This window comes from Kribbella sp. NPDC050281, assembly GCF_040655855.1.
Classification (GTDB): domain Bacteria; phylum Actinomycetota; class Actinomycetes; order Propionibacteriales; family Kribbellaceae; genus Kribbella.
The window spans coordinates 214,309-236,904 of the sequence record NZ_JBFAKS010000006.1; the positions used below are offsets into that span (position 1 = coordinate 214,309).

The 22,596-nt window shown below is 68.1% G+C and carries 21 protein-coding genes; 6 read left to right on the forward strand and 15 right to left on the reverse strand.

All coding sequences use genetic code 11. The features are described 5' to 3' along the window. The first annotated feature begins 85 nt into the window (after positions 1 to 85). Positions 86 to 583 (forward strand): MarR family transcriptional regulator, encoded by a 498-nt coding sequence (locus AB0I34_RS09460; protein WP_131519133.1) that lies wholly within the window; start codon positions 86 to 88, stop codon positions 581 to 583. A gap of 442 nt (positions 584 to 1,025) precedes the next feature. On the opposite strand, the gene AB0I34_RS09465 is transcribed toward AB0I34_RS09460, so the two are convergent. Beyond that, complete coding sequence (locus tag AB0I34_RS09465; RefSeq protein ID WP_360442147.1) at positions 1,026 to 2,828, reverse strand: ABC-F family ATP-binding cassette domain-containing protein; 1,803 nt, start codon at positions 2,826 to 2,828, stop codon at positions 1,026 to 1,028. A 49-nt stretch (positions 2,829 to 2,877) separates the two neighbouring features. Between AB0I34_RS09465 and AB0I34_RS09470 the strand changes: the two genes are divergently transcribed. Further along, positions 2,878 to 3,720, forward strand: a complete 843-nt coding sequence (locus AB0I34_RS09470) for a fructosamine kinase family protein (RefSeq protein ID WP_360442150.1) — start codon at positions 2,878 to 2,880, stop codon at positions 3,718 to 3,720. Between the two features lie 2 nt (positions 3,721 to 3,722). Here AB0I34_RS09470 and AB0I34_RS09475 read toward each other — a convergent pair whose 3' ends face one another. Then, positions 3,723 to 5,621 (reverse strand): translation factor GTPase family protein, encoded by a 1,899-nt coding sequence (locus AB0I34_RS09475; protein ID WP_360442153.1) that lies wholly within the window; start codon positions 5,619 to 5,621, stop codon positions 3,723 to 3,725. A gap of 295 nt (positions 5,622 to 5,916) precedes the next feature. Here AB0I34_RS09475 and AB0I34_RS09480 point away from each other — a divergent pair, with 295 nt between their 5' ends. From AB0I34_RS09480 to AB0I34_RS09490, 3 genes are all read left to right on the forward strand, one after another. After that, positions 5,917 to 7,242, forward strand: coding sequence for a hypothetical protein (locus tag AB0I34_RS09480; RefSeq protein ID WP_360442156.1), 1,326 nt, complete (start codon positions 5,917 to 5,919; stop codon positions 7,240 to 7,242). A 167-nt stretch (positions 7,243 to 7,409) separates the two neighbouring features. After that, complete coding sequence (locus AB0I34_RS09485) at positions 7,410 to 8,759, forward strand: class I tRNA ligase family protein (RefSeq protein ID WP_360442159.1); 1,350 nt, start codon at positions 7,410 to 7,412, stop codon at positions 8,757 to 8,759. A gap of 1 nt (position 8,760) precedes the next feature. Further along, entirely contained in the window at positions 8,761 to 9,126 is a 366-nt protein-coding gene (locus tag AB0I34_RS09490) for a hypothetical protein (protein WP_360442162.1), read from the forward strand. Between the two features lie 5 nt (positions 9,127 to 9,131). Here the strand turns inward: AB0I34_RS09490 and AB0I34_RS09495 are convergent, their stop codons facing one another. From AB0I34_RS09495 to rsmI, 12 genes are all read right to left on the reverse strand, one after another. Further along, positions 9,132 to 9,521, reverse strand: coding sequence for a type II toxin-antitoxin system VapC family toxin (locus tag AB0I34_RS09495; RefSeq protein WP_360442165.1), 390 nt, complete (start codon positions 9,519 to 9,521; stop codon positions 9,132 to 9,134). A 50-nt stretch (positions 9,522 to 9,571) separates the two neighbouring features. Next, on the reverse strand, positions 9,572 to 9,772 hold the full coding sequence (locus AB0I34_RS09500; RefSeq protein ID WP_360442167.1) for a type II toxin-antitoxin system prevent-host-death family antitoxin: 201 nt from the start codon (positions 9,770 to 9,772) through the stop codon (positions 9,572 to 9,574). Positions 9,773 to 9,822: 50 nt separating this feature from the next. After that, on the reverse strand, positions 9,823 to 10,755 hold the full coding sequence (locus AB0I34_RS09505) for a 4-(cytidine 5'-diphospho)-2-C-methyl-D-erythritol kinase (RefSeq protein ID WP_360442170.1): 933 nt from the start codon (positions 10,753 to 10,755) through the stop codon (positions 9,823 to 9,825). A gap of 17 nt (positions 10,756 to 10,772) precedes the next feature. Continuing rightward, entirely contained in the window at positions 10,773 to 11,603 is an 831-nt protein-coding gene (gene rsmA, locus AB0I34_RS09510; RefSeq protein WP_360442173.1) for a 16S rRNA (adenine(1518)-N(6)/adenine(1519)-N(6))-dimethyltransferase RsmA, read from the reverse strand. Positions 11,604 to 11,672: 69 nt separating this feature from the next. Further along, positions 11,673 to 12,797, reverse strand: coding sequence for a ubiquitin-like domain-containing protein (locus AB0I34_RS09515; RefSeq protein ID WP_360442176.1), 1,125 nt, complete (start codon positions 12,795 to 12,797; stop codon positions 11,673 to 11,675). A 220-nt stretch (positions 12,798 to 13,017) separates the two neighbouring features. After that, positions 13,018 to 13,632, reverse strand: coding sequence for a nitroreductase family protein (locus tag AB0I34_RS09520; RefSeq protein WP_360442179.1), 615 nt, complete (start codon positions 13,630 to 13,632; stop codon positions 13,018 to 13,020). After that, on the reverse strand, positions 13,619 to 14,542 hold the full coding sequence (locus tag AB0I34_RS09525; RefSeq protein WP_360442182.1) for a hypothetical protein: 924 nt from the start codon (positions 14,540 to 14,542) through the stop codon (positions 13,619 to 13,621). The genes AB0I34_RS09520 and AB0I34_RS09525 overlap by 14 nt, the downstream gene beginning before the upstream one ends. After that, the gene (locus AB0I34_RS09530) at positions 14,536 to 15,450 is read right to left on the reverse strand and encodes a TatD family hydrolase (RefSeq protein ID WP_360442185.1); all 915 of its coding nucleotides are present in this window, start codon (positions 15,448 to 15,450) and stop codon (positions 14,536 to 14,538) included. The genes AB0I34_RS09525 and AB0I34_RS09530 overlap by 7 nt, the downstream gene beginning before the upstream one ends. 10 nt (positions 15,451 to 15,460) lie before the next feature. Continuing rightward, positions 15,461 to 15,886, reverse strand: coding sequence for an SRPBCC domain-containing protein (locus AB0I34_RS09535; protein ID WP_360442188.1), 426 nt, complete (start codon positions 15,884 to 15,886; stop codon positions 15,461 to 15,463). Between the two features lie 5 nt (positions 15,887 to 15,891). Further along, a complete protein-coding gene (gene metG, locus AB0I34_RS09540) occupies positions 15,892 to 17,691 on the reverse strand; it encodes a methionine--tRNA ligase (RefSeq protein WP_360442191.1) in 1,800 nt (599 codons plus the stop codon). 42 nt (positions 17,692 to 17,733) lie between these two features. Further along, positions 17,734 to 19,299: a methionine--tRNA ligase gene (gene metG, locus AB0I34_RS09545; protein WP_360442193.1), complete on the reverse strand. Its 1,566-nt coding sequence runs from the start codon at positions 19,297 to 19,299 to the stop codon at positions 17,734 to 17,736. Positions 19,300 to 19,327: 28 nt separating this feature from the next. Next, positions 19,328 to 20,170: a 16S rRNA (cytidine(1402)-2'-O)-methyltransferase gene (gene rsmI, locus AB0I34_RS09550; protein WP_360442196.1), complete on the reverse strand. Its 843-nt coding sequence runs from the start codon at positions 20,168 to 20,170 to the stop codon at positions 19,328 to 19,330. 154 nt (positions 20,171 to 20,324) lie between these two features. On the opposite strand from rsmI, the gene AB0I34_RS09555 reads away from it, so the two are divergent. Then, positions 20,325 to 22,007, forward strand: coding sequence for a phospholipid carrier-dependent glycosyltransferase (locus tag AB0I34_RS09555; RefSeq protein ID WP_360442199.1), 1,683 nt, complete (start codon positions 20,325 to 20,327; stop codon positions 22,005 to 22,007). 1 nt (position 22,008) lies between these two features. Here the strand turns inward: AB0I34_RS09555 and AB0I34_RS09560 are convergent, their stop codons facing one another. Next, positions 22,009 to 22,464, reverse strand: a complete 456-nt coding sequence (locus AB0I34_RS09560) for a hypothetical protein (protein ID WP_360442202.1) — start codon at positions 22,462 to 22,464, stop codon at positions 22,009 to 22,011. Positions 22,465 to 22,596: the final 132 nt, after the last annotated feature.

Below are 22,596 nucleotides of genomic sequence, written 5' to 3' on the forward strand. Positions count from 1 at the left end.
TCTGACGCATTTATCTTGATGTCGAGATACTCTAGCCCTCCCACTTGTCTTGATGTCAAGACTCTTGATGACGTAATCTCGAAGCATGGATGACGAGGTCGACCGGCTGATCGAGGCCTGGCGCAGGGAACGCCCCGACCTCGACGTCGCGCCGATGGAGGTGCTGTCGCGGGTCAGCCGGCTGGCCCGACACCTGGACCGCGCCCGCAGCCAGGCCTTCGAGACCCACGGTCTGGAGTCATGGGAGTTCGACGTACTCGCCGCCCTTCGTCGCGCGGGAGCGCCGTACCAGCTGTCGCCGGGCCGGCTGCTCAAGGAGACCCTGGTCACCTCCGGCACCATGACGAACCGGGTCGACCGGCTAGCAGCCCGCGGACTGGTCGAGCGGCTTCCGGACCCGGGCGACCGGCGTGGCGTGCTCGTCCAGCTCACCACCACCGGCCGCGACGCGGTGGACGCCGCGATGGCCGATCTGCTCGCACACGAACGCTCGCTGCTCGGCACGATCAGCGAGCGCGACCAGGCCAAGATCGCCCGCGTACTACGCGAACTCGTCCGGCCGTTCGACCTGGAAAAGCATTGACGGGTGCCGTTCTGTATACATTCACGGGTGACTTTTTCCGGCCGCGGAGAAACCCCGGGAATTGTGCCGGAATAATCCGAAAAGACGACCCGTCACTTCACCGGGGTTCCGATCGTTGCTAGTTGCAACGAGATCGAGAGGCTGCTGTAGCGGACGGCTATCGACACTGAGTGAGCACGCGCACTATGGTCCTCACTGTCGGTGTCCAATCGACCACGAAACGTCAAGAATACGGTGACTTCGGCGGCAAGAGGTGATCCGCCGAAAGTGGCCGCGCGGTGTCCGGGGCTCGGGGCCCGAACAACGCCGGCCGGCACGGGGCCCGCTCACCCGGTAGGCGCGGCGCGCCCTCCGAAGAACAGGGGATCGGAGGACGCGCCGCGACTCGGTGGGATTTGATCACGCCGCGATTTCGCGGTGGAAAATCACCCGGGATTCGCGCTCATTCGGCGCGTTCGGCCGCCTCGAACCACGCGGTTTCCAGTTCGCCGCGTTCCTCGGCCAGCTTGCGCAACTCCGTGTCCAGCTCGGCCAGCCGCTCGTAGTCGCTCGCGTGCGTGGCGATCTGGTCGTGCAGCTTGGCCTCCGCCTCGGTGAGCTTCGCGAGCTGGCGTTCGATCCGGTTGAGTTCCTTCTTCGCCGCCCGGGCCACTGCCGCGTCAACGACCGGCTCGTCCGTAGGCGTCGATTCGTCGGACACCACGGGCTCGGAGGTCGAGGACGTGTACGTCGTACGGCGAGGGCCTCGGCCGGCGAGTTCCTCGATGTACTGGTCGACGCCACGAGGCAGATGCCGGACCCGGGCGTCGCCCATGATCGCGTAGACCATGTCGCTGACGCGCTCGAGGAAGTACCGGTCGTGGGTGACGGTGACGACGACGCCCGGCCAGCTGTCGAGGAAGTCCTCGAGCACGGTGAGGGTCTCGACATCGAGGTCGTTGGTCGGCTCGTCGAGGATCAGTACGTTCGGTTCGTCGAGGAGGATGCGCAGCAGCTGCATGCGGCGCCGTTCACCACCGGACAGGTCCGAGATCCGGGTCGTCAGCTTGTCGCCGGTGAACCCGAATCGCTCCAGCAGTTGTGACGACGTGAGCTCGCCGCCCCGGCCCGCGAGGGCCGCCGTACGCCGGATCGCCGTGATGTGGTCGAGGACGGTCGCCGTACCGTCGACCTCGTCGAGGTTCTGCGACAGGTTGGCGGTCCGGACTGTCTTGCCCTGCTTGACCCGGCCGTGGTCCGGGGCGAGCTGACCGGTCAGCAGCCTCAGGAACGTCGTCTTGCCGGCGCCGTTCGGTCCGAGCAGTCCGATCCGGTCGGCCGGCCCCAGGCGAAACGTGACGTGGTCGAACATCAGCCGGTCGCCGAAGCTGAGGCTCACGTCCTCGGCGTCGAACACGTCCTTGCCGAGGCGCGCGGTCGCCAACTGGGACAGCGCGAGCTTGTCGCGTGGCGGCGGCTCGTTCTCGATCAGGGCGTTCGCGGCGTCGATCCGGAACTTCGGCTTGCTGGTCCGGGCCGGAGCACCACGCCGCAGCCAGGCGAGCTCCTTCTTCAGCAGGTTCTGCCGCTTCGTCTCGGAGACCTGGGCGCTCCGGGCGCGTTCCGCCTTCGCGAGCACGTAGGCGGCGTACCCACCGTCGTACGACGTGATGCGGCCGCCCTGCACCTCCCACGTGTCGGTGCAGACCGCGTCGAGGAACCAGCGGTCGTGGGTGACGACGATCAGCGCACCGGCCCGGTCGACCACGTGATCGGCCAGCCAGTTGACCGCCTCGATGTCGAGGTGGTTGGTCGGCTCGTCCAGGATCAGCAGGTCGACCTCGATCAGCAGCAACCTCGCCAGCGATGCGCGGCGGCGTTCACCACCGCTCAGGGTGCCGACGAGCGCGCCGTGGTCCACTCCGCCGAGCAAGTGCTCCATCACCGACCGCGTCCGCGGATCGGCGGCCCAGGTGTACGTCTCGACATCACCGAGCACCGCGTGCAGCACGGTCTGCTCCGGGTCGAGGTCGTCACTCTGACCGAGGTACCCGAGCCGGAGGTCGCGATTGTGAGTGATCCGGCCGCTGTCGGGCTCCTCCCGCCGGGCCAGGAGCCGCAGCAGCGTCGATTTACCGTCGCCATTGCGCCCGACCACGCCGACGCGCTCGCCCCGGCCTACGCCAAGACTTACCGAGTCGAGCAGTGTCCGGGTCCCGAAGCCCTTCGAAACAGCTTCCAGATTGACCAAGTTAGGTGCCGCCATAACGCGCCCCAGGGTAGCCGACCGGTCGGCACGTGCCAGGATCGTCCACGTGCTGAATCCCGCCTGGCTCGACGGCCTCTCCTTCGGCGACGCCGTGAGCGCCTCACCGGTGGACGGTGGGTACGCGAGCAAGACCTATCGCGTGAGTACGACGCTCGGCCGGTCGGTGATCGTGAAGACGCACGACGACGTACCGGTTGATCTGTATGCGCTCGAGGCGGATGGGCTCGAGACGCTGGGCGTGCCGGGGGCGTTCGTCGTACCGGAGGTGCTGCGGGTTACGCCGACGTTCATCGTTCTGTCCGACCTTGGGCCGTCGTCGCTGCCGGCGGACTCTGACGACTTCTGGCGTGATGCCGGCCGTCGGTTGGCCGTGCAGCACCAGCAGACCGCGGACAAGTTCGGCTATCACCAGGACAACTACCTGGGCGTGCTCCCGCAACGCAATCCGTGGAACGACGACGGTCACGCCTTCTTCGCCGAGCACCGCCTGCTCCGCTACCTCGAAGTCCCCAACTGCTACAACGCCCTCTCCCCCGACGACCGCCGCCGCCTGGAACGCCTCGCCAACCGCCTGCCCGACCTGATCCCGCCGCAGCCCGCGTCCCTCCTGCACGGCGACCTCTGGCACGGCAACCTCCTACCGGCTCCCGCCCTGATCGACCCCGCCGTCTACTACGGCTGGCCCGAAGCCGAACTCTCCATGCTCCATGGCTGCGGCAACATCCCCACCCCCTTCTACGACGCCTACCAAGAACTCCACCCCCTGAGCCCCGGCTGGCTGGACCGCCTCCCGCTCCTCCACCTCCGAGAACACCTCTGCGTCCTGGCCCACTTCGGCCCAGCCCCCGAAACCCTCACCAAACTCCACACCACCCTCCAACCCTTCTGAACCTATTGGCGGTTGAGGTGGACCAGGTATTCGTTGTGGTTCAGGGGGTTTCCGTCGGTTCGGGGGCGGGTGGGGGCTGGGGCGGGGACGGGGTGGTGGGTGTGGAAGGTCGTGGTGAGGAGGGCTTCGCCATGGGTGAGGGTGGGGAGGTGGGACTCGAAGGGGTGGGTGGTGGCGGCGGGGATGGTGCCTTCGAGGTGGGCGTGGTCGGGGTGCAGGGTGGTGTGGTCGACCAGGCCGCGGGATTCGGCGAGGTGGCCGAGGACGCGGGAGATCGAGTCAGGCGGGATGTCGAGCTCGAAATGGTTGATGGGCTCCAGCACCGTCGTCCCGGCGTCGTGAATGGCCTGCATCAGGACCGGCGGGACCAGGCGACGGAAGTCGGCGGCGACCGTGCCCACGCTGCTGTATTCGGTGTAGGTGAGGTCGATCCGGCAGCTCGGAATCTCCCAGCCCGACAAGCCCTGCTGCAGGGTCTGCCGGACCGTCTCCTCGATCGCCGTGTGGAACGCCCGCGGGAGCGCCCCCAGCTCGACCTCGAGCCGGTAATCGATGCCCTCGGCAAGCGGTGAGACGCGGAAACCGACGCCCGCCGTCCAAGGGTTGTCGGCAGCACCCATCTCCCGGTACGACGTTCCCACGCCGTCCACCCGTTCGACATAGATCGGACTGGTCTCGCTGAAGGTGACCGCCAACCCGTACTCGCTTTCCAGCAACGAGGCGATCACCTCCTTCTGCACCTCGCCGTACAGGCTCACAGTGAGGTCCTCCGCCTTGCGCACGCGGATCAGCGGATCCTGCTCGGCGAGCTGGCTGAGCGCCTGGAAGAGCCTCATCCGATCCCGGGCAGAGACGACGGTTTCGAGCGTCGGCGGCGCGAACAGTTGCCCGACGCCGGACGACCGTACGCCGAGCTGATCGCCGATCCGGATCTCCTTCAACCCGCGCAACGCCACGATCTGACCAGCCTCCGCTCGCTCGACGGACCGCCGCGACCCGTGCTCGAAGACGTCCACGGCCGTCGGGCGAGCCTGGTACGACGGCCCGTCCGCAGGGTGCACGTCGACATACGCGCGGGACGAGAGCGAACCGGCGAACACCCGGGCCGACGCGATCTTCTGCCCGGCCGCACCCCGCTCGACCTTGAACACCCGGGCCCGCAGGTCGTCCGACGGGCCAGCCGTTGCCCGCGGCAACCACGACCGAATGCCTTCGATCAGCTCCGGCACCCCGTCGCCGGTCATCGCCGACCCGAAGTACACCGGATGAACCTGCGCGGCCCCCACCTGCCGCCGCAACTCGGCCGCATAGTCGTCCACCGACAACGAGTCGTCCAGATACCTGGCCAGGAACTCGTCATTGCGCTCGGCAAGCAATTCCCCAAGTCCCTTGTTCTGCAGGGAGAACGGCGAGAACCGTGCCGTCCGCGTCCCGAGCTCGTGCACCGATCCCATCGGTACGGCGGACGTCGTCAGCAACCGCGCGATGTCCGCGAGCAACTCGTCGTAGCGGGCGCCGACCCGGTCGATCTTGTTCACGAACAGGCAGGTCGGGATGCGCAGCCGGGCCAGCGTCCGCATCAGCAGGCGGGTCTGGACCTGCACACCCTCGACCGCCGAGATCACCAGCACGGCGCCGTCCAGCACGGACAGCGCCCGCTCGACCTCGGCGATGAAGTCGGAGTGACCGGGGGTGTCGATCAGGTTGACACTCAGGTCACCCAACTCGAACGACACCACCGCCGAGCGGATGGTGATGCCACGCTTCCGCTCGAGGTCCATCGAGTCGGTCTGGGTGTCGCCCGCATCGACCCGGCCGACCCGGTCGATCACACCGGCGGCGTACAGCAGCCGCTCGGTCAGGCTCGTCTTACCGGCGTCGACATGCGCCACAATGCCCATCGTCAGAGAGTTCAAGGGTCCTCGCGAGTACGTCGAAGTGATCAGTCCTGTCGAGGTAGATCACTGCGCGGCGCATCCCGGTCTCCTGTCACTGGTCCTGGTCATTCGGACCTTCGATGGCAAACGCTTGGATGGTAACCCCGGGCCCGGTGCGTCGCGAGCGATTTTCCCGTCAGCCCTTTCAGGAGGCGATCGGCGCCGACTAACCTGCCGCCCACGCAGCCGCCCAGGTCCCGTTACATACTTCGCGGAACGGGACTTCCAGGGCGGCCGCTGGGGAGGACAAGGAGTTCTCATGTCTCTGACGGACGACTATCTCGCCGCCGCCATCACCCGGGGTCCCACGCCGAGCGCGATCCGCGCGGCCGTCGACCCGAAGCTCGACGCCACCACGTTCCTCGGCCGGTCCCTCAGCCGTCCGGCCTTCCTGGACGCGGCCGAGTACGGCCGGCTGACAACAGACCTGGATCTGCTGCACTCTGCCCTGACCCGGCTGCCGGAGCGCGTGTTCAACGGCGACCTGGGGGCGTTCGCCCGCGCGGTCGGCCTGACCGAGGCGCAGACCGAGGCCGTTGTTCGCGGTCGCGGGGCGGCCCCGAGCCGGATGGGTCGCGCGGATCTGTACAAGGACGAGCAGGGCTTCCATCTGCTCGAGATCAACATGGGCAGCACCGTCGGCGGGGTGGACAACCCGGTGCTGAACCGGGCGTGGCTGGAGCTGCCGTTCTTCGCCGAGTTCACCGACGAGCATCGACTCACCTTCACCGAGACGATGGAGGAGGTCGTCCGGACGATCCTGACCGAGGCGAAGGTGCCGACCGGCGTACGGCCGGTGATGGCGATCGCCGACTTCCCGGACAGCTACCCCGACCTCGAGCGGCAGTTGCACAAGAGCGCCGCGATGCTGGCGCCGATGGGGATCGACGCGCTGCCCTGCCCTGTGGACGCGCTGACGTACGCCGACGACCGGGTGTGGCTCGGCGATCAGGCGATCGACGTGGTGTTCCGGTTGTTCATGATCGAGGACCTGCTGAAGCCGGGTGCGGTCGAGATGCTCGAGCCCGTCCTGCAGGCGGCCGAGCGGGGGCACGTCGCGATCTTCACCCCGCTCGACGCCGAGCTGTACGGCAGCAAGGGATCGCTCGCGCTGCTGTCCGACGAGGCGTACCGCGATCGCTACCCGGCCGACGAACTCGCGGTCCTCGACCGCATCCTCCCGTGGACGCGGATGGTCCGCACTGGTCAGGTCACCGTCGACGGGCGGCAGGCGGATCTCCGGGAGTACGCGATCGCCAACCAGCAGGAGCTCGTCCTCAAGCCGACCGCGCTGCACGGCGGGGACGGCGTACTGCTCGGCTGGCAGACCGACGCGGCGACCTGGGCCGACCGGCTCGACAGCGCGATGGGCAACCCGTGGGTACTGCAACGCCGGATCCATCCGGTGCCGGAGACGTTCCTGACCGATGACGGGGACGAGCAGTGGTTGCTGACCTGGGGAGCGTTCCTGGTCGCCGGCGGCTTGGGCGGATTCCTGATCCGCGGATCGCGTGATCTCGACGGTGGCGTGGTCGGCATGTCCACCGGCGCGATGGGCGGCTGCTGCTTCTTCCAGGCACCGTAGTCAAACGTTCGCTTCGCCCCGCGGTCTGAAAACCCTTTGTTTTCAAGGGTTTCCAGGCTAGCGGGTGACGGCTCCGGGGAGTAATCTCGCGGACTGCGACCGGCCCTGTGAGGAGAGTGATCGGGGTTCGGCCGCACACACTGCCGCCCCGAGGTAGGAGCCGCCGCATGATCACCTCCACCGGTGTGACCGTTGTCGTCGTGCCGCCGGCGACGGCCAACGGCCCGCTGCACGTCGGGCACCTGTCCGGGCCGTACCTGGCCGCGGACATCGCGGCCCGGGCGGCGCGGGCGCGTGGCGAGCGGGTGGTGACGACCGCCGGTTTCGACGTCCACCAGAACTGGGTGCTGACCCGCGCCGAGAAGGAGGGCGTCGACGTCGAGAAACTGGCCGCGTCCTACCGGGACGAGATCGTCGAAGCACTGGATGCCGCCAGAATCCAGTACGACGTGTTCCTCGACCCGCAAAGTTCGGCGTACCAGCACGGCGTCACCTCCCTCGCCGCCGACCTGACCGAGGCCGGGCGGTTCCCCATGCGCAGGCTGACGTTGCTGGCCTGCGAGGACTGCGGACGCACGCTGCACCAGTCGTACGTCGTCGGCACCTGCGCCTGGTGTGGATCGGAGGCCGCGGGTGGCGGCTGCGAGGGCTGCGGCGGCTACACCTCGGCGGAGAACCTCGTGGACCCGGTCTGCAACCGCTGCGGTGGCGCACCGAAACCGTTCCAGGCGAACGTCCCGGTGCTGTCGATGGAGGACTACCGCCAGGAACTGATCGAGATCTGGTTGCGCGCCGAACTCCCGGACCGCGCTCGCCGGATCGTCACGCACTACCTCGAGCACCGGCTGCCCGACATACCCATCGCGTATCAGACCAACTGGGGACTCAGAGGCACCGGCCCGCACGAGGGTCTGCGGCTGGAGGTGTACGCCGAGGTCGGGTTGTCCACCGTGTACGGCGTCGCGCAGTCGCTGCAACCCGGGGCCTTGGGACTGGAGGAGACCTCGCGAGCGTGGTCCGAGGTCGGCGCGCTGTGGCACTTCAACGGGATCGACAACGGGTTCTACTTCGCCCTGTTCTGGCCCGCGGTCTATCTGGCCTGCGGGGTGCCGCCGGAGGCGATCGGCGGGGCGCAGGTGAACGAGTTCTACACGCTCGACGGCTCGAAGTTCTCGACCAGCCGGAACCACGCGATCTGGGCGAACGACTTCCTGCACGACGAGGACGTCGACATCGTGCGGCTGTATCTCGCGTGGGACCGGCCCGACCGCTACGCCAGTGACTTCACGGTGTCGTCGTACCGGGAGTTCGAGGCGTACGTGCGACCGCTGCTCGACGGTGCGGTCAAGACGTCGGCGGTGCCCGCCGTACTGGCTGAGGAGGACGTGAAGCGGGGTGCGGCGGCGTTGAGGCCGCGCGGTTTCGATCCGGCGCTCGCGGTCCGGTCGGCGCTGACCGGGCTGGCTGCGAGTGCACCCGGAGTCGATCAGTTGCTGTCGATCCTGATCGGGCGGTGACATGGACGTCCCGAACTACGACGGCCGGATCTTCCGCCCGCTCGGCAACCCGCCGGACGCGCCGACCGGCCGCTACCACCAGAACGGCAAGCTGATCTGGGCCGAGTTCGGCGGTGGTCGCCTGTACTTCGGTCGCCTCGTCGGAACGTGTGACGGCGACGGCGTCATCACCGCCACCTACTGCCAACTCGCCACCGACGGCACCGTCACCGCCGGCCAGGTCACCAGCACCCCCGCCTACACCCCCGCCGGCACCCTTACCCTCACCGAGCACTACCACCGCCTCGACGGCGCCACCGGCACCTCAGTAATAGAAGAGGTAGACCCTTCCCTGGCCCCACCCCCACCCGATTCCCTGACAAGCTGAGGAAATCAGGCCTTGAGGAGCGGAACGTCGTACTGCTGAATGAGCTCGTCCCGGGTGACCAGCGTGAGCCGCTCGGTGAGCGCCTGGGCAATCAGCATGCGGTCGAACGGATCACGATGCACAGCAGGCAATCGACCCGCGACATCCGCGTGCCGGTACCGGACAGGTAGTTCGCTCAGCCCGCTCTCGTCGATCAGCTCTGTCAGGTCATCCGGGATCTGCAACTTTCCCAGCGAGGTTTTGATGGCCAGCTCCCAGATCGTCGCGGCGCTGACGTACACCTCGAGCTCCGAATCGATCTGATCCTTCAGACCATAAGAAAGCTCGGAGCTGTCCTCGAGCCACCAAAGCAGCACATGCGTGTCCAGGAGCAGCCGGGCAGGTGTGGTGATCACGAGGGCAGGCCGAAGTCACGGGCGATGGACTCGTTGGTCTCGTGAGAGTCTCAGTCGGCCGCTCGGTGGATCCGGCCGGCGAGAGAGCCCCGTCCCACCCGCCGTACGGTCGTCGGCAGCGGCACAACCTTGGCCACTGGCCGTCCCGCCCGGCTGATGATGACCTCCTCGCCGTGCTCGACCCGCTCAATGATCCGCGACAGCTGAGTCTTCGCCTCGTGGATGTTGAATTGCACCGCCGGCTCGCCCATCAACCCTCCTTAGTCCACTTAGCTAAGTGTACCCGGGTCCCCGACGTTGCCTAGCGGTTGGCGGGGGCGGGGAGGATTCGGGCTCCGGGGACGGGGGCTTCGGCTTGGCGGACCATGCGGCAGAGGCCGGACTCGGCGAGTTCTACGGCGAGATCGACGGCGCTGCGGCTGTCGGCGGCGAGGAACAGGCAGGTGGGACCGGAGCCGGAGACCTGGGCCGCGAGAGCGCCCTGGTCGAGGCCGAACTGGAGGGTGTCGCCCAACTCGGGGCGCAGGGAGAGAGCGGCCGCCTGGAGGTCATTGCCGAGGGCAACTGCGAGTGCGTCGGGCCGGCCGGAGAGCAGTGCGGTGAGGAGTTCGGGGCGTACCTCGGGCGACTCGACCCGGCGAAGCGGACGCAGCCGGTCCAGCTCGCCGTACACGGCCGGCGTCGACAGTCCACCCTCGGCGATCGCGAAGACCCAGTGGAACGTACCGCGCGACATCACCTCGGTGACCTGCTCGCCGCGGCCGTGGCCGAGCGCGGTGTGGCCGACCAGGCAGAACGGTACGTCGCTGCCGAGCTCGGCCGCGAGATTCTGCAACTCGGTCTGCGACAACTGCAGGCCCCACAGCCGATTGCACGCCACCAGAGTCGCTGCCGCGTCAGTGGATCCGCCGGCCATCCCACCGGCGACCGGGATGGTCTTCCGGATCGTCAGCGCGACGCCTTCCTCGACGTCGTACTCCGCCTGCAGCAACCGCGCCGCGCGGACGGCGAGGTTCGTCTCGTCGGTCGGTACGTCGGCCGCGAAATCACCGACCGCCTCGACCGAGACCGCCGCGTCGTCGTCCCGCACCACCGCGGTCACGTCGTCGTACAGGGCAACGGCCTGGTAGACCGTGGCGACGGGGTGATACCCGTCCGGACGCGGCGGACCGACCGACAGACCGAGATTGATCTTGGCCGGCGACCGCACCGTGACCTCAGCAGAAGGTGACACGGGCACAGGCTAGTGCCTCAAACAGGCGACTGGTCGTGTCGTGCGCCTGCGAGGGCGGCGAAGTCCGTGATTCCCAGCATCTCGCCGCGCAGGCCCGGATCGATGCCTGTGACGCGGAACACCTGGTCGAGGCGATCGCGGTCCGGCATCCAGCGCGCGAGCGCCGAGCGGACGGTCTTGCGCCGCTGCGAGAACGCCGCCTCGATCACCGCGAACACCTCCTGCCGGCTCGCACTGGTGACCGGCGGTTCCCGCCGCTCGAAGGCGACCAGCCCGGAGTCGACGTTGGGCGCCGGCCAGAACACGTTCCGCCCGACCGGGCCGGCCCGGCGGACCTCGGCGTACCAGGCGGCCTTCGTGGACGGTACGCCGTACGTCCGCGAACCGGGCGGGGCGGCGAGCCGGTCGGCGACCTCGGACTGGACCATCACGAGCCCGTGCCGCAGCGACGGCGAGACCTCGAGCAGATGCAGGAGCACCGGTACGGCGACGTTGTACGGCAGATTGGCGACACACGCCGTCGGCGACCCGATCTGCTCGGGGCCGACCGTCATCGCGTCGGCCTCGATCACCGTGAAGTCACCGGCCCGGTCCGGGGCGTACGTCGCGATCGTCGACGGCAAGGCGGACGCGAGCACCGGATCGATCTCGACCGCGGTGACCGGGTGCCCCTCGGCCAAGAGCGCCAGTGTCAGCGACCCGAGCCCTGGCCCGACCTCGAGCACCGTCTCTGCGGCCGTCAGCGCTGCGGCCTTGACGATCCGGCGGACCGTGTTCGGGTCGATGACGAAGTTCTGGCCGCGCTGCTTGGTCGGGCGGACGCCCAGCGCGGCGGCCAGTGAACGCACTTCCGCCGGACCGAGAAGTCTCGGTCCGGCGGAAGTGGATGAATCAGACGAGGTCACCCCGTCAGTGTGTCAGGCTCGCTGGCCACACACCGGCCAGGCGCCGTACCCACCGCGGTCGGCCTTGACCTTCTCCGCGATCGCGATCTGCTGCGCCTTGGACGCACCGTTCGCGTTGTAGGCGTAGGCAGTGCCGCCGTAGGCCGCCCACGTGCCGTGGTCGAACTGCAGGCCGCCGTAGTATCCGTTGCCGGAGTTGATCGACCAGTTGCCACCGGACTCGCACTCGGCGATCCGGTCCCAGGCACCGGTGTTGCCACTCGCCGGCGGCTCGGTGTCGGTGGTCGGCGGCTCCACGGGCTTCGCCTTGGTGCCGACGAGAACCTTCTCGTCGACCGGCGCGGTGACCACCTTGGTCGTGAGCACCTTGCTGGTCGTCAGCTTGCCGTCCAGGTAGGTGTACACGTAGGTGACCGCCTTCGAGCCGTTGGTCCCCTTCGTGGTGGTCTTCGTGGTGCCCTCGAGCATCGTGGCCGACTTGGTCTCGTCGGTCCCGTGCGCGATGGCCAGGGTCTTGGTGACCTTCTTGACGTCGACCTTCACGTACCCGACCCGGTTCACACCGGGCTTGAGGGCGGTGGTCGCCGCCGGGCTGATCCGGTCGTCGGAGTCCCAGGCGATCTTGGCGCCGGTGAGGGCCTCACCGACGGTCGATGCCATGGACTTCACGGTCGCGACCTTGCCCTGCCGGACGATCTGCACCGTCTTCGGGGTCTTGACCACGAGCTCCAGGCCCTGGCGCCCGATCGGCGCGCTCCGGCTGGTGGAGAACACCGCAGCGCTGTCGTACCGCAGACCCAGGTCGGCCAGCGCCTCGTTCACGCTGTCCTCCGTGGTCCAGAAGGCCTTCTTGGTGCCGTCGGCGTTGACGATCAGCTGGCGGCCGTACTGCACCGCGATCTCCTGGCCGTCCTTCAACTTCGAGTCCGGTGACGGGGCGACGACGTCATGCTCGCCGATCTGAACTTTCTCGGCCTTCAGGGCGTCTGCCACGGTGGAGCCGAAGGTGTGCACCTTCTGCACCTGGCCGTCGACGGAGAGGCTCACGGTCTTGCTTTTCGCGGCGTACGCCACGGAACCGCCCGCAACGGCGAACGCGGCCGTCGCACCGACGGCCGCGATGATGGACTTACGCACTAACGCTCCCAGGTAGGGCCACCCGGGCACGGGGGCGGACAGCGCTGGCGTAAGGCCGCAAGCTCCGGGTAATTCAGGGCCCGGGGACCACGGTCATCGCCGAGGGGCGCGCTGCCCGGAACCTTCCCCGATCCCGGCCAATATCACGAGACAGTAACGAAGATGTCCCGGAAGCGCCAATCCTCTCGTCGGCGAGTCGCAAAATAGTGTAATGGGCCAGTTACGCCAGGTGATGGCCCCAGTGCCCTCGATGCACCACTTCGGCCGTGTTCCGGCGGCCTCGTTTCAGCGACGGGGAGCGCTTGTCCGGGGCCCGGTGGCCGACCGCCAGCAGGCCGATCAGGTCGAACCCGGCAGGCACCCCGAACTCGTCGTACAGCGTGCCCACCTTGTCCGCTGGAGGCCCGAAAAAGCAGGCTCCGAGGCCTTCGTCGACGACCGTCTGCAGCATCAGCAGCACCGCCATCCCGGTGTCGACGTACCAGTACGGCGCCGTCCAGTGGGACTCGTCGCGGTCGGTCCAGCCCTTGTCCGCTTCGGCGTACCGATCGAGGTACGCGTCCTTGTGCGCGAAGGCGAGGATCAGCAGCGGCGCCCGGCGCAATCCTGTGAGCCATCCCACATACTTCTCGTCGGGGTCGGCGGCCGCGATTCCCCAGTACCGCTCCCGATCGTCACCCTCCAGGGTCAGGAACGCCCACCCCTGGCTGAAACCGCCGGACGGGGCGTGCAGACCGTTCTCCAGGATCCGCTCCCGGACCTCTGCCGGCACCGGCTGGCCGGGGTCGAAGTTCCGCACCATCCGGCGCCGCCGCACTACCTCACTGAACTCCATGGGCACTGTCTACCAGCCGCGCCAGCAGGTAGGCCTCGGTGCCCGCGAGCCCGACCGAGCAGAAGATCACCGTCTGCTCGGCACTCGTCCTCCCCGGAGCGTCCCCGGCGAGCACCGCACCAAGACTGGTCAGCCGATCGTGCTGCGGGCTCCCGACCAGGATGAACGGCGGGTCGTACGCCGACGTCTGGGCGATCGAGTCCGTCACCGCGACATCCGCCCGGGCAACCAGGTCGGGACCGAACTCGGCCCGCCCGACCTGCTTGGGTCCGAGGGTCGTCACATAGGCTCCCGGCGCGATCCAGCCGGCGTCGATCACGGGCACCGGACTGTTCGTCGCGAGTACGACGATGTCCCGCCCCTCGACCGCGTCTCGCGCCGACTCCACCGCGTCCGCGGGCAGTCCCAACTCCGCGGAAACCCTTGCTGCAAAGGCATTCCGGCGTACCAGGTCACGACTGAAGATCGCGACCGACGACAGCGGACGGACCGTGGCGATCGCCCAGAGTTGGGTCCACGCCTGGGTGCCGGACCCGATCAAACCGAGAGTCGTCGCGTCCGGATTCGCCAGCGCGCCGACCGCGACACCGCCGATCGCACCGACCCGTCGCGGCCCCAGTTCGTTGCCCACAGCAATGCCTCGGACGGCGCCGGTGTTCCAGTCGTGCACCACGACCACCTGGCTGCCGGGATCGGTGTCGAACGAGTCGTACGACCGGTAGCCGAACCACTCCCCCGTCAGCGCTCCCGTGGTGAATACGAGCCGGCCGTCACCCAGGGCCGTGCTGACCCGCGGCGGCGTGTGCAGTCGCCCCGCGTGCGCGGCCAGGATCGCCTCACGCATCCAGCCGACCGCGGCGGCGGGCTGGAGCCGGGCCGTGATGTCGGCGTCCGTGAGGACGTCTACCACGAGCCGCCGAAGGCCCGGTCGGCGTTGTCGCTCAGCGCGCCACACAGTTCGGCGACCGAGATGTTGAGTACGCCGGCCATCTTCCGAGCCGTGTGCGGGATCAGGTACGACGCGTTCGGCTGGCCGCGATGTGGAGACGGGGTCAGGTACGGCGCGTCGGTCTCGACCAGAACGCGGTCGAGCGGAGTCACCGCCAGCGCGTCCCGCAGAGACTGGGCGTTCTTGAACGTCACCACGCCGGCGAAGCTCAGGAACGCGCCCCGGTCGACGCACTTGCGGGCGAACTCGGTGTCGCCGGAGAAACAGTGCATCACCAGCCGGTCCGGAACGCCCTCACGGTCCAGGATCTTCAGGATGTCGTCGTGGGCGTCACGGTCATGGATCATCAGCGTCTTGTCCAGCCGCTTCGCCAGCTCGATGTGCGCGGCGAACGACTCGTGCTGTGCGGCCCGCCCGTCCTCGCCGGTGCGGAAATAGTCCAGCCCGGTCTCGCCGATCACGCGGACCTTGTCCGAGGTCTGCGCCAGCCGCTCGATCTCGGCCAGCGCGCTGTCCAACTCCCCTGCAGCCTTGAGTTTCGGCGCTTCGTTGGGGTGCAGAGCGACGCCCGCGATCAGGTTCGGGTACTGCTCCGCGGCCTCGACCGCCCAGACCGCGCCCGGCAGGTCACAGCCGACCTGGACGATCCGGGTGACGCCGACGGACGACGCCATCCGGATCGCCTCGGCCGGGCTCAGCCAGGCGCCGTCCTCGCCGTCGGCGATGTCGAGATGGCAGTGCGCGTCGACCACGCTCATCGGCAGCGGGTCGGGCAGCGCCGGGCGACGCCGGTCGCGTGACCGGCCGTCCTCCCCGATCGCCGCGCGTTCCCGGGTCGGCCGGTCGACCTCCACACCATCAGCAGACATGCGGTCCAGGTTACTGACCTTCTGCAGCCTCTTTGACCTTGGCCACGAGCATCTCCCACATGCCCTGGGAGTGCTCGGCCTCCTTCTCGCTCGCGTTGTTGTCCTGCGTGAGCTTGAGGTGGGTCGCCTCGTCGCCGGTCAGCTCGTAGGTGAGCGTGTGGTAGTTCTCAGGTACGTCGGGCTGTCCGGTCAACGGGCTGAAATGCGTCAGCCTCAGCAAGCGGCCGGACTCGACCTCGAGGACCTCGCCCTTGTCCTGATAGGGCTTGCCCTCCCACTCACCGCTCCAGGTGATCGGACTGCCGACCTGCCAGTCCGTCTCCACCTCGGCACCGAACCACAGCCGCTTCAGTTGCTTCGGGTCGATCAGCACCTCCCAGACCTGCGCAGGAGTCGCCGCGATGTCGGTCTCGGCAGTCGCCAGGTAGCCGGTCATTGTCATCAGCTCCTTTCTGCTTCGACCGTACGACCGTCGTCACCTTCGCGCTTGTACAAACGCGTCAGTTCCGCGTCGACCACCTCCGGCCCCAGCTTCGTGAACACCGGCGTCGGCGGCCGCACAGGAGTTCCCGGTACGACGGGCTCCGATTCCCAGCGTGGTTGCGTGGTGTAGTCGCCGGTGATGATCGGGTACGCCGGCCCGCCGTCGAGATCGTCGACCTCACGAACCTCCGGCTGCGGCTGGAACGCTCCGGACCCGCCGAGCGTCTCGTGCACCTTCTGCGCCGAGTGCGGCAGGAACGGCGCGAGCAGCCGGTTGCTGTCGGCCACCACCTGCGCGGCGACATGCAGGATCGTCGCCTTCCGCTCCTGATCGGACTCCTTCCAGGGCGCCTGCTGGGAGAGGTACTGGTTGGCGTCCGCGGCGTTCTTCATCGCTGCCCCGATGCCGAGCCGGAGCCGGTGGTGCCCGAGGTGATCGCCGACCGTCCCGAACGCTTCCTTGCTGCTGGCAAGCAGTTCGCGATCGGCCGGGGTCAGCTCGCCCGCTGCCGGGATCGCGCCGAAGTTCTTCGCGATCATCGACGCGGTCCGGTTCACCAGGTTGCCCCAGGTGCCGACCAGTTCGTCGTTGTTCCGGCGGACGAACTCCGACCAGGTGAAGTCGGAGTCGTGCGTCTCCGGCCCGGCGACGGCGATGAAGTACCGCAGCGCGTCCGGCCCGTACCGCTCCAGTACGTCGCGGACGTAGATCACCACCGATCGCGAGGACGAGAACTTCCGTCCTTCCTGGGTCAGGTACTCGCTGCTCACGACCTCGGTCGGCAGGTTCAGCACGCCGTACGGCCCGGGCGAGGCGTTGTAGCCGAGCAGTTCGGCCGGCCAGATCTGCGCGTGGAAGGTGATGTTGTCCTTGCCCATGAAGTAGTACGACAGCGCCTCCGGATCGGACCACCACTTCCGCCAGGCCTCCGGATCACCGCTCCGCCGAGCCCATTCGATGCTCGCCGAGAGGTACCCGATCACCGCGTCGAACCACACGTACAGGCGCTTGTTCGGGTTGTCCTCCCAGCCCGGCAGCGGCACCGGGATGCCCCAGTCGATGTCCCGCGTCATCGGCCGCGGGCGTACGTCGTCCAGCAGGTTCAGCGCGAACTTGAGGACGTTCGGCCGCCAGCCGGTCCTGGTGCGGAGCCACGCTCCGAGCGCATCGGCCAGGGCCGGGAGATCCAGGTAGATGTGCTCGGTCTCCACGAAGACCGGCGTCTCACCGTTGATCCGGCTGTGCGGGTTCCGCAGGTCGATCGCGTCCAACTGGTTGCCGCAGTTGTCACACTGGTCGCCGCGCGCACCGTCGTACCCGCAGATCGGGCAGGTGCCTTCGATGTAGCGGTCCGGCAGGGTGCGGCCGGTCGACGGCGAGATCGCGCCCATGCCGGTCCGTGGGACGAGATATCCGTTGCGGTGAACGGTTCTGAACATCTCCTGCGCCACGGCGTAGTGGTTGCGCGTAGTCGTCCGGGTGAACAGGTCGTACGACAGCCCGAGCGCCTGTAGGTCCTCGACGATGACCCGGTTGTACCGATCGGCGAGCTCCCGAGGGGTGACGCCTTCCCGCTCCGCCTGGACGAGGATCGGCGTACCGTGCTCGTCGGTCCCGGACACCATCAGTACGTCGTTCCCAGCCATCCGTTGGTACCGGCTGAACACATCGGACGGAACGCCGAAGCCGGAGACATGGCCGATGTGCCTGGGACCGTTCACGTACGGCCAGGCCACGGCGGACAGGATGCTGGTCATGCGCCCGACTGTAGAGGCCGGGCGCAGCACCAGGCGACCGAGTTAGACCTCTTCGAGCCGCGGGAAAAGCGGGTCGCCCTTGGTCAGGGTGGCGCCGGCCGGGAGCTGGCCCCAGGTGGCGGCGTCCTGGACACGCTGATCCCTGAGGGCGCCGAGCTTCTCCTCGGCGCCGAGCAGGGTCCACAGCTTCGCGGCCGACTTCGGCATCGTCGGGTTGTGCAGTACGGCGACCGCCCGCAACGCTTCGGCGGCGGAGTACAGGATCGTCGCCAGGCGATCCCGCTGGGTCTCGTCCTTCGCGACCTTCCACGGCTCCTGCTCGGTCACGTAGCCGTTCACCGCGCCGACCAGCTCGTTGATCGCGGCGAGGGCGTCCTGGAACGCGAGCGTGTCCATCGCCTTGTCCGCGGTCGCCACGGTCTGCGCGAGCTTGTCGGCCAGCGCCTGCTCGGCCGGCCCGTGGTCCGTCGGCTCCGGCAGCGCACCGTCGAAGTACTTCCCGACCATCGCCGCGATCCGGCTGGCCAGGTTGCCCAGGCCGTTGGCGAGCTCCGAGGTGTAGACCGCGCTCAGGTGCTCCCAGGAGAACGACCCGTCCGACCCGAACTGGATCGTGCGCAGGAAGTAGTAGCGGAACGCGTCCGACCCGAAGTGGTCGGTGATCTCGTGCGGCGCGATCGCGGTCAGCTTGGACTTGCTCATCTTCTCGCCGCCGACCAGCAGCCATCCGTGGGCGAACACCTGCTTCGGTACGGCGACCTCCGCGGCCATCAGCATGGCCGGCCAGATCACCGCGTGAAACCGGAGGATGTCCTTCCCGACCAGATGGACGTCGACCGGCCACAACCGCTCGAACCGCTCCGGGTCGGTGCCGTAGCCCGCCGCCGTCACGTAGTTCAGCAGCGCGTCGATCCAGACGTACAGGACGTGGTCCTCGTCCCACGGCACCGGGATGCCCCAGTCGAAGGTCGACCGGGTGATCGAGAGGTCCTGCAGGCCCTGCTTGACGAACGCGATCACCTCGTTGCGGGCGCTGGCGGGAGCGACGAAGTCCGGCTGGGATTCGTACAGCTCCAGCAGCTTGTCGGCGTACGCCGAGAGCCGGAAGAAGTAGTTGGTCTCGGACACCTTCTCCAGCTCGGTGCCGTGGATCATGCACCGCTGGGTGCCGTCGGAGTCAGTACGGATGTCCGTCGGCAGCTTGAACTCCTCACAGCCGACGCAGTACAGGCCCTCGTACTCGCCCTTGTAGACGTCGCCCTTGTCGTAGAGCTTCTGCCAGAACTCCCGGACCCGCTCGGTGTGGCGCTGCTCGGTGGTCCGGATGAAGTCGTCGTACGCGATGTCGACGTCGACCCAGGCCGGCTTCCAGGACTCCTCGACCAGCTTGTCCGTCCAGGCCTGCGGGGACATGCCCTGCGCCTCGGCGCTGCGCATCACCTTCTCGCCGTGCTCGTCGGTACCCGTCAGGTACCACTTCTGCTCGCCACGCTGGGCGTGCCAACGGGTCAGGACGTCCCCGGCCACCGTCGTGTAGGCGCTGCCGATGTGCGGCGGTGCCGTGACGTAGTAGATCGGGGTGGTGACGTAATAGGCCTTCTCGGACATAGGAAAAGGGTAGTGCCGAACGCCAGGGCTATTTACCGGGGTCTCGGGCGGCCAGGACGGCGTCGTACACGGTCCGTTTCGGGACGTTGAAGCGCTTCGCCACGTCCGAGATGGCCTGCTTGCGCGGTGTACCCGCCTCCTCGTCGGTCGCGACCTCGGCGGCCAGCTCCGCAGGGGTGAGGACCTTGTTCGGGTCCGCGCCGGACACGACGACCGTGATCTCGCCCCGAACGCCGTCCTTGGACCAGGTCACGAGCTCGTCGAGCGGGCCGCGCTTGACCTCTTCATACGTCTTGGTGAGCTCCCGGCAGACCGCCGTACGACGATCCGGGCCGAAGGCCTCCGCCATCGCCTCGAGGGACGCGGTCAGCCGGTGCGGCGCCTCGAAGAACACCATCGTCCGCGGCTCGTCCGCCAGGTCGGTCAGCCGCCGGGACCGCTCCCCGGGCTTCCGCGGCAGGAACCCCTCGAAGGTGAACCGGTCCACCGGGAGACCGGAAAGCGCCAGAGCGGTCAGCACCGCCGACGGCCCCGGTACGGCGGTCACCTCGACGTCTGCGTCGATCGCGGCGGCGACCAGCCGGTATCCGGGATCCGAGACGCTCGGCATGCCCGCGTCCGTCACCACCACGACGGTCTGCCCCGAGGTCAGCGCCTCCAGCAGCTCCGGCGTCCGCTCCCGCTCGTTCCCCTCGAAGTAGCTGACCACCCGGCCCGCGATCACGATCCCGAGCTCCGAGGTCAGCCGCCGCAACCGCCGCGTGTCCTCCGCGGCCACCACATCGGCCTCGCCCAGCACTCGCCCCAGCCTCGGCGAGGCGTCCAGCACGTCCCCGATAGGAGTCCCCGCCAACACCAATCGCCCGGTCATGCCGCTGAGTCTAGGGCGCGTGCATCTCGACAGGAGGTGTCGGTTCCGGGACGTCCGATCCCCGCCTGAGCATCGCTCAGACCTGGCCTTTCCACCCGAGACGTCCTGTCGATCTGCACAGTCCTTGAGGCGGAGTGACCGGGGCGTCCGTACCATGGCGGGCGTGACTGCTGTGATCGAGGACGGAACCGCGCGCCGTGCGGACGCTGCCGCCGGGCGGGAGACGCTGGGGCGGGACGTGCTCGGGAGACGGTTGCCACCGCTCAAGGAACGGTTGTACCCGCCGATGCCGCGCGACTTCGAGGGCGGCTGGATCGCGACCCTGGCGATCACCGCGCTGGCCGCGTTCATCCGGTTCTGGCACCTCGGCGACCCGGCCAAGTTCGTCTTCGACGAGACGTACTACGCCAAGGACGCCTTCAGCCTGCTGAAGTTCGGGTACGCCCGGCAGTTCATCGACCAGCCGGAGGGCGCCGCGGACAAGGCGATCCTGGCCGGCAACCTGGACGTCTTCAAGGACACCCCGAGCCTGACCGTGCACCCCGAGGTCGGCAAGTGGATGATCGCGGCCGGTGAACAGCTGTTCGGGATGAACACGTTCGGCTGGCGCTTCATGCCGGCCCTGTTCGGGGCGCTGACCGTGCTGCTGGTGATCCGGACCGTACGGCGGATGACCCGGTCGACCCTGATCGGCAGCATCGCGGGCATCCTGCTCGCGGTCGACGGCCTGCACTTCGTGATGTCCCGGGTCGCGCTGCTCGACATCTTCCTGGCGTTCTGGCTGGTGGCCGCGGTGTCCTGCCTGGTCGCCGACCGGGACTGGACCCGGCGCCGGCACGCGAAGTCCCTCGACACCCCGGTCGCCGACGGCGAGCGCCGTGGCCTCGGCCGCTGGCTGCTGTTCCGGCCCTGGCGGATCCTGGCCGGTGTCTGCTTCGGCCTCGCGCTCGGTACCAAGTGGTCGGCGGTGTGGGTGCTGGCCGGCTTCGGCATCCTCGTCTTCGCCTGGGACTACGGTGCCCGGCGCGCGCTCGGCGTACGGCTGGCGTTCCTCAAGTCGGTGCTGGTCGACGGCATCCCGGCGTTCATCAGCATCGTGCTGGTCGCGGGCGTCACGTATCTGGCGACCTGGACCGGCTGGCTGCTGCACGACAACGCCTACGACCACGACTACGCGTCCAAGAATCCGGCGACCGGGGTGATGAAGATCGTCCCGGACGACTTCCGATCGCTGCTGCACTACCACGAGGAAGTGCTCGCGTTCCACACCGGCGACTACATCAAGAACGCCACCCACCCGTACGCCTCGAACCCGGCCGGCTGGCCGATCATCGCCCGCCCGATCGGGTTCGACGCGGTCAACGACATCAAGCCGGGGACACCGGGCTGCAACCCGCCGGCCGGCCAGAACTGCCTGTCGGTGATCTCTGCCTTGGGTACACCGATCCTGTGGTGGGGCGGAGCGCTGGCGTTGATCGCGGCCCTGGTGCTGTGGATCGGCTCGCGGGACTGGAGATTCGGGATACCGATCGTCGGCTATGTCACCTGCTGGGTGCCGTGGTTCGCGTTCGACGACAGACCGATCTTTTTCTTCTACGCGGTCACGATGATCCCGTTCACCGTGATGGCGCTGGCCTTGGTGCTCGGCAAGATCCTCGGCCCGGCCAGATCGGCGTTCGGCAACGCGACACCCCGTCGCCTGATCGGTAGCGCGGTCGTCGGTGCCTTCGTCGTCCTGGTCGTGCTGAACTTCGCCTACATCTGGCCGATCCTCACCGACAAGGTCCTCCCCCACTCCGACTGGCTCAGCCGAATGTGGTTCAAATCCTGGATCTGAGTTACCGGGAGGCGTAGTCGGTCGTCTCGAACGGCCAGAGCGTGGCCAGCCAGGAACTGACGGCTTCGTACAACGCCACGTCCAACTCGGCCCGGTCGGCGCGGACCCACGAACGAACATCGGCGATACGCGCATCGCTGCGGGACGGATAGATGTACACGCAACCGATCACCTCGCCGCTGCCGGCCTCGAGCACGGTGTAGGTGAATCCCCGGCGCTGGACGAAGTCGTCCGCGTGACGCTGCAGGTCGCCCAGGTTCGCCTCCGAGCTCATGCCGTCGACCGGCGGCCAACTGCCCTGGAAGCTCGGGGTCGCGCGGATGTGGTCGATGCTGCCGGTCCACGCGGCGTAGTCGGCGGCGTTGTGTTCCGGGCCGAGCGGCGTCAGCCGGAACGACGGCGTGATCAGCTCAGTGGGGACGACGAAGTCGGATGGGACGAACGGCTGGCCGGTCATGGTCGAAGGCTAGTGTCCTGAGTCGGAAGTTCGGCGGGAGATTTCGGTGTTCAGGTGCGTGCATCGGGGTGCTTGAGCAGTGGCCTCGATGCGGAGCATCGTGGGCGCTGGGCAAGTGCCGCGAGGTGCGTG